At 70.8% G+C, this 11,952-nt stretch carries 16 protein-coding genes and 1 pseudogene; 10 read left to right on the forward strand and 7 right to left on the reverse strand.

The window, feature by feature from the left end; translation table 11 throughout:
- Positions 1 to 68 precede the first annotated feature (68 nt).
- A complete protein-coding gene (locus tag AB0F29_RS23840; protein WP_361875256.1) occupies positions 69 to 305 on the reverse strand; it encodes a DUF6243 family protein in 237 nt (78 codons plus the stop codon).
- A gap of 308 nt (positions 306 to 613) precedes the next feature.
- On the opposite strand from AB0F29_RS23840, the gene AB0F29_RS23845 reads away from it, so the two are divergent.
- The 4 genes from AB0F29_RS23845 to AB0F29_RS23860 all read left to right on the forward strand — a co-directional run bounded on the left by AB0F29_RS23845 (position 614) and on the right by AB0F29_RS23860 (position 3,660).
- Complete coding sequence (locus AB0F29_RS23845; protein ID WP_361875259.1) at positions 614 to 1,204, forward strand: dihydrofolate reductase family protein; 591 nt, start codon at positions 614 to 616, stop codon at positions 1,202 to 1,204.
- A gap of 110 nt (positions 1,205 to 1,314) precedes the next feature.
- On the forward strand, positions 1,315 to 1,698 hold the full coding sequence (locus AB0F29_RS23850) for a VOC family protein (protein ID WP_361875262.1): 384 nt from the start codon (positions 1,315 to 1,317) through the stop codon (positions 1,696 to 1,698).
- Between the two features lie 58 nt (positions 1,699 to 1,756).
- On the forward strand, positions 1,757 to 2,173 hold the full coding sequence (locus tag AB0F29_RS23855; protein WP_361875265.1) for a nuclear transport factor 2 family protein: 417 nt from the start codon (positions 1,757 to 1,759) through the stop codon (positions 2,171 to 2,173).
- 212 nt (positions 2,174 to 2,385) lie between these two features.
- A complete protein-coding gene (locus AB0F29_RS23860) occupies positions 2,386 to 3,660 on the forward strand; it encodes a serine hydrolase domain-containing protein (RefSeq protein ID WP_361875268.1) in 1,275 nt (424 codons plus the stop codon).
- Positions 3,661 to 3,715: 55 nt separating this feature from the next.
- On the opposite strand, the gene AB0F29_RS23865 is transcribed toward AB0F29_RS23860, so the two are convergent.
- The 6 genes and pseudogenes from AB0F29_RS23865 to AB0F29_RS23890 form a co-directional block, all read right to left on the reverse strand.
- Complete coding sequence (locus AB0F29_RS23865) at positions 3,716 to 4,324, reverse strand: TetR/AcrR family transcriptional regulator (RefSeq protein ID WP_361875271.1); 609 nt, start codon at positions 4,322 to 4,324, stop codon at positions 3,716 to 3,718.
- The gene (locus AB0F29_RS23870) at positions 4,312 to 5,046 is read right to left on the reverse strand and encodes an enoyl-CoA hydratase family protein (protein WP_361875274.1); all 735 of its coding nucleotides are present in this window, start codon (positions 5,044 to 5,046) and stop codon (positions 4,312 to 4,314) included. The genes AB0F29_RS23865 and AB0F29_RS23870 overlap by 13 nt, the downstream gene beginning before the upstream one ends.
- Positions 5,043 to 6,020 (reverse strand): annotated as a pseudogene (locus AB0F29_RS23875) (AMP-binding protein); the annotation flags it as partial. The gene AB0F29_RS23870 and the pseudogene AB0F29_RS23875, both read right to left, overlap by 4 nt.
- Before the next feature lie 106 nt (positions 6,021 to 6,126).
- Positions 6,127 to 7,785 (reverse strand): recombinase family protein, encoded by a 1,659-nt coding sequence (locus AB0F29_RS23880; RefSeq protein WP_361875277.1) that lies wholly within the window; start codon positions 7,783 to 7,785, stop codon positions 6,127 to 6,129.
- Positions 7,782 to 7,988: a hypothetical protein gene (locus AB0F29_RS23885; protein WP_361875280.1), complete on the reverse strand. Its 207-nt coding sequence runs from the start codon at positions 7,986 to 7,988 to the stop codon at positions 7,782 to 7,784. Before AB0F29_RS23885 ends, AB0F29_RS23880 begins: the two co-directional genes overlap by 4 nt.
- A gap of 23 nt (positions 7,989 to 8,011) precedes the next feature.
- Positions 8,012 to 8,422: a helix-turn-helix domain-containing protein gene (locus AB0F29_RS23890; RefSeq protein ID WP_361875283.1), complete on the reverse strand. Its 411-nt coding sequence runs from the start codon at positions 8,420 to 8,422 to the stop codon at positions 8,012 to 8,014.
- A gap of 243 nt (positions 8,423 to 8,665) precedes the next feature.
- Here AB0F29_RS23890 and AB0F29_RS23895 point away from each other — a divergent pair, with 243 nt between their 5' ends.
- The 6 genes from AB0F29_RS23895 (at position 8,666) to AB0F29_RS23920 (ending at position 11,907) form a co-directional block, all read left to right on the forward strand.
- Positions 8,666 to 8,914, forward strand: a complete 249-nt coding sequence (locus tag AB0F29_RS23895; protein WP_361875286.1) for an XRE family transcriptional regulator — start codon at positions 8,666 to 8,668, stop codon at positions 8,912 to 8,914.
- Positions 8,911 to 9,093 carry a hypothetical protein gene (locus tag AB0F29_RS23900; protein WP_361875289.1) on the forward strand — a complete coding sequence of 61 codons (183 nt, stop codon included), beginning with the start codon at positions 8,911 to 8,913 and terminating at the stop codon, positions 9,091 to 9,093. The genes AB0F29_RS23895 and AB0F29_RS23900 overlap by 4 nt, the downstream gene beginning before the upstream one ends.
- A gap of 69 nt (positions 9,094 to 9,162) precedes the next feature.
- Positions 9,163 to 9,546, forward strand: coding sequence for a hypothetical protein (locus tag AB0F29_RS23905; protein ID WP_361875292.1), 384 nt, complete (start codon positions 9,163 to 9,165; stop codon positions 9,544 to 9,546).
- Positions 9,543 to 9,920: a hypothetical protein gene (locus AB0F29_RS23910; protein ID WP_361875294.1), complete on the forward strand. Its 378-nt coding sequence runs from the start codon at positions 9,543 to 9,545 to the stop codon at positions 9,918 to 9,920. The genes AB0F29_RS23905 and AB0F29_RS23910 overlap by 4 nt, the downstream gene beginning before the upstream one ends.
- Positions 9,917 to 11,164: a recombinase RecT gene (locus AB0F29_RS23915; RefSeq protein ID WP_361875297.1), complete on the forward strand. Its 1,248-nt coding sequence runs from the start codon at positions 9,917 to 9,919 to the stop codon at positions 11,162 to 11,164. The genes AB0F29_RS23910 and AB0F29_RS23915 overlap by 4 nt, the downstream gene beginning before the upstream one ends.
- Positions 11,161 to 11,907, forward strand: a complete 747-nt coding sequence (locus AB0F29_RS23920) for a hypothetical protein (protein WP_361875299.1) — start codon at positions 11,161 to 11,163, stop codon at positions 11,905 to 11,907. Before AB0F29_RS23915 ends, AB0F29_RS23920 begins: the two co-directional genes overlap by 4 nt.
- The last annotated feature ends 45 nt before the right edge of the window (positions 11,908 to 11,952 follow it).

Raw genomic sequence — 11,952 nt, forward strand, 5'->3', positions numbered from 1 at the left:
GCGCAGGATGCCCTGCCTGTCCGGTGCATCCCCGCCCCCGTGCGGTGCCGCCCCGCGACGGCGATGCGTCAGCCCTGGGCGGTGTCGTCGCCCGCCTGTGCGGTGCCGTCGCCCGTCTGACCGGTGCCCTCGGCCGTGCCGGTCTTCTCGCGCATCTTGCGCACCAGCTCCGCCTTCTGGTCGGCGGCGCTCCGGCGGTCCAGATTGCGGTGCGGGCCGTTGTTCTGCCGTTCGGCGCGGGAGAGTTTCTTGCGCTGGCCGCCACCCTGGCCCACGGGGTTGTTGATGTTCTTGCTCACGGTCACGGGTTCTCCCGGTTGTGATGTGAAGTGATCTACGGATTCACCGGTGGGGGACGGGCGGCGACGTCGGCAGGACGTCAGCGGCGGCCCATCACGCGCTCACTCGTCAATCGGCGTCTGGAATGACGAAGACGTTACCCGGTCCCGGCGCCCCCCGCACACCACCGGTTTCGGGTGGAGGCTGCCGGACTCGCCCAAGGAGCAAGAGGGCCGTGACCCGGGCCGCCGCGACCGATGAGTTCCGTTCCCGCGTGCGGTCAGCATCGATGAAAGCAACCGCACGAAGGCAACCGCACGGACAGGAGCAGTACATGGGTCAGCTGGTCGTGGTCAACTTCGTCTCGTTGGACGGCGTCATGCAGTCGGTCCTCTCGGCCGACGAGGACCGGGACGACGGGTTCGACCGGGGCGGCTGGGTGCTGCCGTACGTCGACGAGGTGGTCGAGCGGTTCATGAGCGAGGCCACGGCCGGTGCCGGCGCTCTGCTCCTGGGGCGCAGGACCTACGAGATCTTCGCCGCCACCTGGCCGTACGCCGACCTGAGCGACCCCGCTGTGGCCGCGATGAACGCGATGCCCAAGTACGTCGCGTCCCGCACGCTGAAGGAGCTGGGCTGGGCGAACTCCATCCTCCTCGGGGCCGATCCGGTGGCGGAGATCAGCCGGATCACGGCCGCGTCGGGGAGCGAGACGGTGGTGCTGGGCAGCGGAGAGCTGCTCGGGACGCTGATCGAGCACGACCTCGTCGACGAGTACCGGCTGCTCGTCTTCCCTCTCCTCCTGGGCGGTGGGAAGCGGCTCTTCGCCGATGCCAGGAGCCCTCGTCACCTGACGCTCACCGCGACGCGGCCGACACCGTCCGGCGTCCTGATCAACACCTACCGCCGCGCTGCCGAGGGGTAAGGGCCTCATCGGCGGCAGCGAACGCACTGCTGCTCGCGCGGACGCGGAGCGGGCGCGGAGCGGGCGCAGGTCGGTGGCGTTCCAGGGGAAGATCAGGAAGGCTGGGGCGCATGGTTTCGGTGGTGCAGAACGTGGCGATCGACTGTGCGGATGCCTACGGGCTGGCCCGGTTCTGGAGCGGTGTGACAGGTCGTCCGCTGCACCCGGAGGACAGGCCGGGTGTCCTGGAGGCTCAGGTGCTGCTGGCGGAGGGCCCGGTGCTGCACTTCAATCAGGTGCCGGAGGCCAAGACGATCAAGAACAGAATCCATCTGTGCCTGCGCCCGGAGACCTCGCGCGATCAGGAGGTGGGCCGGCTGCTGGAACTCGGCGCCACGTTCGTCGGCGATCACCGGAATCCCGATGGCTCGGGCTGGGCGATCCTCGCCGATCCCGAAGGCAACGAGTTCTGCGTCCTGCGGAGCGAGTCCGAACGGGCCGCCATGCGTTCCTGACGCTCACGCCGTCCGGGACGGGTGACGCCCGGGCCTCGTCGTCGGCGACGATGGCCGGATGCATCAGGAACACGAAGACGTGAGTGCGGCGATCGACGGCGAGTTGCGGCTGTTGGACCCCGTCGTCCGTCTCTCCCGGTCCCTCGCCGAGACACTGCTCGATCCGGAGTTCGTCGAGATCGGGGCTTCCGGCAGGCGGTGGACGTACGAGGAGATGGTCATCGCCCTCCCCGGCCTGGACGGCGGAGGCTCGGACAGCCCGCGCTACGAGCCGTCCGGTATGACCGGAGTGGTTCTGGGGCCCGGGCTGGTGCACCTCACGTACGAGACCGTCATCGGCGGCGGCCGGGCCCGCCGGAGTTCGCTGTGGCGCAGGCGGGCCGGGGAGACGTCGTGGCGGATGTACTACCACCAGGCGACGCCCGTTCCGGCCGGTGAGGGCCCCGGGACCGCGCCCCGGCCGGGCTCCGCCTGACGCCGCCTGACGCCGCCTGACGCCGCCTGACGCCGCCTGACGCCGGTCCCGGCGGTCCCGTACCGCGCGGCTCCGACGGCCCCGTGCCGCGGGGCTCCGAACGAGTGGACTTCGCAGGGCGCGGCCGGGATGCGGTGCGGAGTCCGGGGGCCGGGTGGTGTCGTTGCCGTCGCCCCGCTCCCCTCCCTCCCCCCGGTCCGGAAGAGGTCCCTGTGCGACGCTCCCCCACCCGACGCCTGTACGCCGCGATGCTCCTCGCGGCGTCCGTACTGGCCCCGATGGCCGTGGCTCCCGCCCCGGCGGTCCACGCCGCAGGCCTCGACCGGCACGATCAGCACAATCAGCACCACGGGAACGACCGACTCGGCAGACACGACCGGCACGGCCAGGACGACTGTCCGCCCGGCGGTCTCGGCCCCGAGCTGACCTCCAAGCTGGACAAGGCCATCGCGGACGTCCGCGAGCAGGCCGGCATTCCCGGGGTCGTCGTCGGGCTCTGGATGCCGGGGAAGGGGAGTTACGTCCACGCGGGCGGCGTCGCCAACACGGTCACGGGTGAGCCGATGTCGGCCGACACCCGGATCCGGATCGGCAGTGAGACCAAGACGTTCACGGTCACCGCGCTGCTCCAACTCGTCGACGACAAGCTCGTCAAGCTGGACGACCCGATCTCCCGTTACGTCTCCGGCGTGCGCAACGGCGACCGGATCACGCTCCGCCAGCTCGCCGGGATGCGCAGCGGCCTGTTCCCGTACACGGCCGACGCGGACTTCGTGCACGACCTGCTGAGCGATCCGTACCGCTCGTTCACCCCGCGGGGCGTGCTCGCGTACGGCATGAAGCACAAGAACACCTTCGAGCCGGGTGCGGAGTTCCAGTACTCCAACTCCAACCTCGTCCTGCTCGGCCTGGTGATCGAGAAGGTCACCGGTCAGAAGCTCCGCCAGGTCATCCACGAGTGGGTGCTCCGCCCCGCCCACCTGCACGACACGCTCTTCCCGACCGGGGCCGAGTTCCCCGAGCCGCACGCCCGCGGCTACACCGACCAGACGCTGAGCGGCGAGACCGAGGACGCCACGGACTGGAACCCCTCGTGGGCGTGGGCGGCGGGCGCGATGATCTCCGATCTGCACGACCTGCGCCGCTGGGCCAAGGTCGTCGCCACCGGGGAGCTGCTGAGCCCCGCGACCCAGGCGCAGCGGCTCAGGACGCAGCCGACCGGCTTTCCGGGACTCGGCTACGGCCTCGGCATCTTCGACGCCGACGGGTGGATCGGGCACAACGGTTCCCTGCCGGGGTACGAGACGGTGACCGTCTACCTGCCCGCGCAGAAGGCCACCCTGGTCATCATGATCAACACGGATTCCCTGAGCGATGGCCAGGAGCGGTCCACTCTGCTCGCCCGCGCGGTCACACGGATCGCCACCCCGGACCACGTCTACGACGGCAGCGCCTCCCGGCAGCCTGCCACTGCGGCCACTTCCTGAGGCCGCCCCGGACGCTCCCTGAGGCCGCCCCGGCCGGATGCCGCCGTAGGGCCGGTCATCCCAGCCCCTCCTCCACCAGCGCCGCCCACTGCGCCACCACCCGTGCCCGCCGGGCGGCGTCGTCGGTGAGGAGGTTGGCGAGGCCGAGGCCGCGGGCCATGTCCAGGAGGCCCTGGACCGTTTCGCGCGCCCCGGGGCGGGATTCGTCGGCGCCCAGGAGTTCGACGGCGATCCGGTGCGTCTCCCGGCCGACCCGCGCCTCCAGTTCCGTCACGCGCGGCCGGAGCTGGGCCTCGTTGGAGGCGGCGACCCAGAGCTGGAGCGCGGCCCGGAAGAGGGGGCCGGTGTAGAGGTCGACCAGGGCGGCGACCACCTCGGCGCGGCCCTGGACGGGAAGCGCGCGCAGGGCGGCGGAGCGTTCCTCGGCGACGTACTCCACCGCCCCCGTGAACAGGTCCTCGCGGGTCGGGAAGTGGTGCTGGGCCGCGCCGCGCGAGACGCCGGCCCGCTCGGCGACGACGGAGACGGTGGAGCCCGCCCAGCCGTGTTCGGCCAGGCAGGCCACCGCCGCCTCCAGGAGCCGCTGCCGCGTCGCCCGGCTGCGGTCCTGCTTCGGCGCGTGAGCAGCCTTGGACGTGGAAGAGGAGGAGGTCACCGCACCCATGCCGGGTCCCGTCGTTCGAGGAAGGCCGTCATCCCCTCCCTCGCCTCGTCGGAGGCGAACAACGCGGCGGATCGGGCGACGAGGTCTTCGGCGTACTGGTCGAAGCTCCTCAGCACGGTAGCCGTGACCAGCTCCTTCGATGCGGCCAGCCCCTGCGGCGAGGCCCTGCGCAGGCCGTCCAGGATGGGGACGAGTGCCTGGTCGACGTCCTCGGCGGCCGCCGTGACCAGCGAGATCCTGGCCGCCTCCGCCGCGTCGAAGCGCTCCCCGGTGAGGTAGTAGCGGTTCGCCGCCGTGCGGTCCAGGCGCGGCAGCAGGGTGAGCGAGATGACCGCCGGGGCCAGGCCCAGGCGGGACTCCGTGAGGGCGAAGGTCGAGGCCGGGCCCGCCACCGCGATGTCACACGCCGCCAGCAGGCCCAGGCCGCCCGCCCGGACATGGCCCGTCACCCGGGCCACGACCGGTTTGGGCAGCGCCACGATCTCCCGCATCAGGCCCACGAACGCCTCCGGGTCCGGCGGCTCCTTCAGGTCCGCCCCGGCGCAGAACGTCGTGCCGGTGTGGGTGAGCAGCACCGCCCGTACGGTGTCGTCGGACCCGCAGCCCTCCAGGGCCTCCCGCACTTCGGCCACCAGCGCCGCCGAGAGCGCGTTGCGGTTGGCCGGGGAGGCCAGCGTCAGGGTCGCGACGCCCCGCTCGCCCGTCCGTACGATCAGGGTCACTGTTCCTCCGATGTTCCCGAATGATTCGGTGTTCCCGAATGATTCGATGTTCCCGAATGATCCGTCTTCTCCCGGTCGCGCAGCTCGCGCCGGAGGATCTTGCCGGACGCCGCCCGGGGCACCGCCTCGACGAACTCGGCCTGCCGCACCTTCTTGTACGGGGATACGCGTTCGGCGACGTACGCCAGGACGTCCTCCACCGTCAGGCCGTCCGCCGCCGGGCCCCGGACCAGGAACGCCTTCGGGACCTCGTTGCCGTCCGCGTCGTACACCCCGATCACCGCCGCGTCCGCGAGGTGCTCGTGGGTGAGGAGCAGCGCCTCCAGCTCGGCGGGGGCGACCTGGTAGCCCTTGTACTTGATCAGCTCCTTGACCCGGTCGACGACGAACAGCCAGCCGTCCGCGTCGACCCGCCCGACGTCGCCGGTGTGCACCCAGCCGTCCGCGTCGATCATGGCGGCGGTGGCGTCGGGGCGGCCGAGGTAGCCCTTCATCACCTGGGGGCCGCGGATGAGGATCTCGCCGTCCGCCCCCTCCTCCGCGTCCCGCGCCGGGTCCGCCAGTGACACGATCCGCATCTCGGTGCCCGGCAGCAGCTTGCCGACCGTGCCCGGCGGCGGCTGCTCGGCGGAGAGCGGCACCACGTGCGTCCCCGGCGACAGCTCCGTCATCCCGTACGCCTGCCGCACCGGCGGCACCCCCAGGCGGGCCGAGCAGGCGGCTGCCAGGTCGGCGTCGAGCGGGGCGGCGGCGCTGACGACGTACTGGAGCGAGGAGAGGTCGTACTCCCCCACCAGCGGGTGTTTCGCCAGGGCCAGCACGATCGGCGGGGCCACGTACAGGCCGGTGATCCGGTGCGTCTGGACGGCCTCCAGGAACTGCGCCAGGTCGAAGCGGGGCAGGACGACGACGGTGGAGCCGCAGCGGAGCGGGACGTTCATGAGGGCGGTGAGGCCGTAGATGTGGAAGAACGGTTCTAAATGACTGCCGACCATTGAGCCCCCTTCGCTGCTGGGAAGCAGTTTTCAGAGGGTGGCACTGCCCGCAGAAACAATCAAGCGCGCCTGCATGATTCTGGGCCTAGGACTCGGATTCGGTCCAGGGGTCAGGCTCCCACATCGGGTGGAACGCGTAGGAGCGTACGACCTTCCACCGTGCCCCCGTGTCGCTCTTGCGGCTGCTGATCACTACACGCCTCAGCACCTGCCGGAGGAACGTGTTCTGCTCTACAGGGCTGATGGTCTCCCACTCGGCGAGTAGGCCGACGATCAGGGGGCGAAACTCGGCGCGGGTGGGCATCTCCTCGACGGCGGCGAGGGATTGCAGGTACTTGGTGATCTTCACCTTCTGTTTGGTGAGTTCGTCACGCACCCGGGCGTAGCTGTCCGATGGGTATTTCTGCGGGTTCAGGGTGTAGTCCATCACCAGCCGGTCTAGGCCGTCCTCTACGGTTTTCAGCTCCGCTTGGGTCCGGGCGCGGTCCGTCGTGAGGGCTGCGCGCGGGTCAGTCGGCGCGGTGCGCTGCACGGGGATGCCGGTCGCTGTATCGACATCGTCCGCCACTTCTCGCCGGAGCCAGTCCAGCGTTTCGCGCTCTACTTCGTCGCGGCGTACATAGAGGCCCTGCTCGCATTCGCCCTTCCCCTTGGCCCTGCGAGCGCCGCAGACAAAGGCCCACCCGTTGGCGAACTGGCCGCCCGTCCCGGGCACGCGCCCCGTGCGCGCCGCCCCGAATCCACGGCACTCGGCGTGTCGGATCAGGCCGGTGTGGGCGTAGGTCGCTCGCCTCGCGCGAGGTGGCCGCTTCCTCACGTCCGCGCGGTGGGCCTGGTACTCCTCCCACTGGGCAGGGGTGATCAGCCCGGGGTGGGCGCCTGCCTGGTAGATGATCCGTTCTTCTCGGCACCGGTCAAAGACCTGCTTGCCGTACCCGCAACCGCACTTCGGGTCGTGGAGCCGGAGCAGTCCGGCGGCGAACCCGCTGTCCAGGTACCGCTGCACGGTGTTGGGGGCCCATCGGTTGCCGAGGCTGGTCCGAAGGCCGAGTTCGTCGTTCAGCCACATGGCGAGCGTGGCAAAGCCCTCGTGGTCGAGCTTCCTCTCATACAGCTCGGCCGCGACTTCGCCGTAGTCGGGGTGAGGTTCGTAGCGTTCCTCTTGCATCCGCCAGCCTGTCGGCGCGGCGGAGTCCGGGACGCGGCGAGGATGCCAAACGTAGCCGAAGCGGGGCCGGCCGACAGCGGGCAGGCCGAGGGCCCGGCGGTGTGCGTGGGTGTCCTTCCAGTTCTCGCCGATGCGGTCACTCTCGAACGCGGCGAGTTCGAGCATGAGGCCGCGCTGAAAACGTCCGATTGCGGTGGTTGCGTCGACCTGTTCGGTCGCGGATTCGAGCTGTCCGCCCCTTGCTTCGAGGCGGGCCAAGTTAATCGCGTTGCCGGTGCGATTACGACCGAACCTGCTGTACGCCCAGACGGCGACGCCGCGGCCTTCACCTCGCTCGACGCGCTCAATCAGCCCCATGATCTTGCGGTTGAAGTTGCGGCCGGTGGCGTCGAGATCTTCGACCCAATCGATGATCCGGCGGCCGGTACGGGCGGCCCATGCTTCGATCGCGGAGCGTTGGAGCTCCGGGCTGATCTTCTCTTCCTTCCAGGTCGACACTCTGATGTACGCAAACCAGGGCTCGCCCTCGATGAAGGTCGAGCCCCGGAATGTGGCAGGTGCTTGCTGTGGTGTCACGGCTCCTCCGGCGCGGCTGTGAGCAGGCCGCGCGATACGTGGGTGAGTGCGAGTGCGTATCCGGCGTGTTGTGCGTCGGTGAGCTGCTGGGGGGTGGGTTCGTGGGTGGCCCGGCGGTTGAGGCGATGCGCTATCAGGAGGTGGGCACCGATGGCGACTCCGGCTGCGACGGCGATGGTGGCCGGGGTGATGTGCATGTGCATGTGCCCTCCGTGGTGGCGCTGCGCTATCCGGCGGTGGGGTCACCGGGTGGTGGTGTTTTCGGTGTGAGTGTGTCGACGACCCCCCGAAACACCTGGCGTCCGGTGGGGTCTGTGATGCCGAGTTCGTCGGCTGCCTCGTCGGCCGTCATGTGGCCTTGAGGTCGCTGCGATCCGCCGAGTTCGTCGGGGTCGATGACGCCTGCCTCGACGAGCATGGTGCCGAGGCGGATGCCGAGGGCGTTGCCGATCTTCTCCAGGACGGCGACTTCGGTGGCACCCTCGCCGCGCAGGATGCGGCTGATCGTCGCTTTGCTGACGCCCGCGTCTTCAGCGAAGCGGGATACGCCGCCGCCTCGGAGGACGAGGCTGTAGCCCTTGGCGACCAGTCGGTCATGGAGCCAGGCGGCGAATTCCTGGGGGGTTCGTCGTTTCATGAGTGAAACGTATCTCGCGTGAAACAGGCACGCCATCCGGTCTCGCCGTTCGGCCGAAACTCGCTCGACAGAGCATGACAAAACCCCCCGCCTGTGTAAATTTGCTCGAACGTTCGCTCGATCGTCTCGCGCCCCACCCTACGCGTCAAGCACCTTCGCTTGTGAAGAAACTGTAAACCAGACCGCTCATCTGGTTTCCCTGCGCCTCTCCGGATAGCGTCTCAGCCGTGCTACGTTTCTCTCGTGAAACATACGTTTCGCCGCCGAGAGGACCGCACCGCCATGTCGTACGACCGCACCACCCTGCTCGCCGCCGCCCATGCACGCGGTGACCAGCACTACCGCGAGATGGGCCAGCGTCTCGGAGTCAGCCGCGCCACCGCGTGGCGGCTCTGGACCGGGCGCACCGCACCGTCCGCCGTCACCGCCGCCGCCTGCGAGCGCGAATACGGCGTCCCCGCCCGCCAGCTCCTCGCCCCGGCCACCGCATGACCAGCGCCGTCATCCCCCGCGAGCAGGCCATACGGAACGCCCGCGCAGCGCTCGACCGGGCCCGCGCACGCCGCGACGCCGACCGGGCCGCCGGACGCCTCGCCCCCGAGGTCGAGCTGATCCTCCGCCGCCTCGAACGCCAACAGCGCGAGCAGCTCGCAGCCCCCCGCGCCGCCTGAAAACGCACTTGGGCCGCCCCGGATTGCGCCCGGGACGGCCCGACCACGACCCGTGAGGAGACACGACCCGTGAACACCCAGCACAGTACCCGCCGCCCGCTCCGCGCCGCCGCCGCCATCCGTGGCGGGCAGGCCGGCCGCCGCCACGTCACCCGCGCCGGAGTGCTCCGCCGCCAGCTCGACCAGATCGCCCCCGGCGTCGCCGTCGTGTGCATGGCCCCCGTGACGACCGCCGGGGCGCACGGCACGCACGTGATGCTGCTGAACGACCTCGCACAGCCGCTCACCGCCGACGACGACGCGCACCGCGCGGCCGGCCGCCTGCTGGCCCACGCGTTCCCCGCCGCCCAGCGCACCGCCCACGACTACTACGTGCAGTCCGGACGCCTGGTCGACGCCACCCCGACCGCCCCGGCCGCGCTCGGCACCGACACCGCCCCGGCCGCCCTGTGATCCGCCCCGGCATCACCGCCGCCGGTAACCGCGTCCGCCTGCCCATCGGCGAGCAACTGCTCGCCCCGCTGGTCGACGCCCTCGCCATCGCCTACACCGAGGACCCCGACGGGGTCGCCCGACTGCTCAAGATGCACGCCGTCTCGGTGTTCTCCCTCGACCACGCCGTGTGCTCCGAGGACATGCCGGAGCACGAGCGGTCGATGCGCGCCGCCGAGGCCGACGGCACCCGCGAGGCACTGCTCGCCGACCTCCCCGACGAGGTGCAGCGGGACCCGCTGCTCACCTCGGACGACGCGATCACCCTCGCCACCCGCCTGACCAAGATCGCCGGATTCATCCGTCTGCACCCCCGAAAGGCCCGCCGAGCATGACCGTCACCACTCTCCCCACCGCACACACCCCGGCCGCCGTCGCCCCGGCGCGAGGCGGTGCTCTGTCCCTCGGCCACATGTCCCCGTACGAGGCGTGGCAGTTCTGCGAGTCCCTGGCCAACACCCCGCTCCTCCCGGAGGTCTACCGCAAGAACCCCGCATCCGTTCTGTGGGCACTGGAGTACGGCCGCGCCCTCGGCCTCGACGTCGTCACCACCATCACGACTATTCACGTGATCAAGGGCAAGCCCTGCCAGTCCGCGGACCTTATGTTGGGGCGGACCCGGACGGCCGGCCACCGCGTCCGCATCAAGTCCGAGCGCGCCCGGTGCGTCGTGTCGATCCAGCGGCACGACGACCTCGACGACGAGACCGTGATCGAGTGGACCCTCGACGACGCGGTCACCGCCGGTCTCTGCACGCTTCGCGACGGTCGCCCGTACGCCCGGGACCAGAAGAACCAGCCGCAGCCGTGGGAGAAGTACCCGCGCGCCATGCTGCGGTCCCGCGCCATCGCCGAGGCCGTGCGCTCCGCCTGCCCCGAGGTGCTTCACGGGGCGATCTACACCCCCGAGGAGTTGGGCGAGGTCGTCGACCAGGACGGTAACCCCGTGGTCGTCGTCGAGCGCGATACCGCCCCGGTGCAGCAGACCGCGACCGTGGTGCAGTCGACACCGAACCCGCCGCCGACACCGTCCCGCGACTACCTCGCCGAGGCCGTCGCCACGGTGGACGCGGCCGAGCTGAAGGCGATCGAGGAGGCCGCACGCGAGAACGGCGCACCGGCCCCGTACCTCGCCGCTCTCGCCGACATCCGAACCGCGCACGCCGCACAGGACGTCACCGCCGTGCGGGAGCTGCACCACCGTCTCACGGAGGCCGGGGCCGAGCCCGTTCACCTCGCCCGTATCGCAACGATCGGTGCGACGAAGCCGGGGGCTAAGGCCCCCGAACAGAACGACCGCCAGCACCCCACCCCGCACTCCGTGCCCGACGCGGTGGGGGCCGAGGGGGACATGGGCGCCGCTCCGGCTGACGACGGATACCGGACAGGCCCGGACGCCGACGAGCAGGCCGCCGCCGAGGCCGAGAGCCTGCTCAGGGTCGCCGCGAGCAAGGCGAACCTTCCCACGCTCGACCGCGATTTTGAGATGGCTTTCGGTCTGCCGATCGAGCAGGCCGTCGCCGCACAGCTCAACATGTTCCGCGAGCGCATCGAGGCCGCCGCCGGGGGTGCCCAGTGACCGCGCCGACCACCGAGCAGCCCGTCGACCAGGCCGCCGAGGACACCGCCGAGCCGCCCGTCGCCGAGCAGGCCGTCGAGAAGAAGCCGACCCCGCCCGACCCCGCGTACCTCGCCGCCGTCCTCCGTCACCGCCTCGCCATGAAAGCCCAGCTCGACGCCGCCGCGGCCCTGTTCGCGGACGTCAACGTACGCGCCGAGTACCTGCTCGACCAGCAGTACAAGGCGAGCAAGAGCACGAAGGCCGACGTAACACTCGGCGATGACGACGACCTCAAGTTCGGCACCGTGACCCGCGTCGGAGGCGAGGCCGAGGCCGAGGTCACCGACCGCACGGCGTTCGCCGCATGGGTGCGCGACACCTACCCCGAGCACTGGAATTTCCGGATCATCCCGGCCCGGACCGAGGTCGTCGTCGACCAGACGTTCACCGCCGCAGTCCTCGCCGCCGTCAACTCCTCCGGCACGCCGCAGTACGCCGACCCGGACAGCGGAGAGATTCAGGAAGTGCCCGGCGTGCGGATCGTCCCGAAGCGAAGCCGCTACTGGAAGTGGCTGTTTACCCGGAAGAGCAAGCGCCAGCCGCTCGACGGCCGCAGCTTGGTCGCCGCCGCAGTCGAGGCCAAGCGCCTCGACCTCGACCGCCCTGTCGCCGCCCCCGCGCCCCTCGCCCTCGACCCCGGCGTCGCCGACCCCTGGAGCGAGACCGCGCCGCCGGCCAAGGCCGAGCCCGCCGCCGAGTAGCCACCCCCGCAGGGCCCGCCCACCACCGGGCGGGCCCCGGAAGGA

The organism is Streptomyces sp. NPDC026589 (assembly GCF_040638385.1).
In the GTDB taxonomy this organism is placed as follows: domain Bacteria; phylum Actinomycetota; class Actinomycetes; order Streptomycetales; family Streptomycetaceae; genus Streptomyces.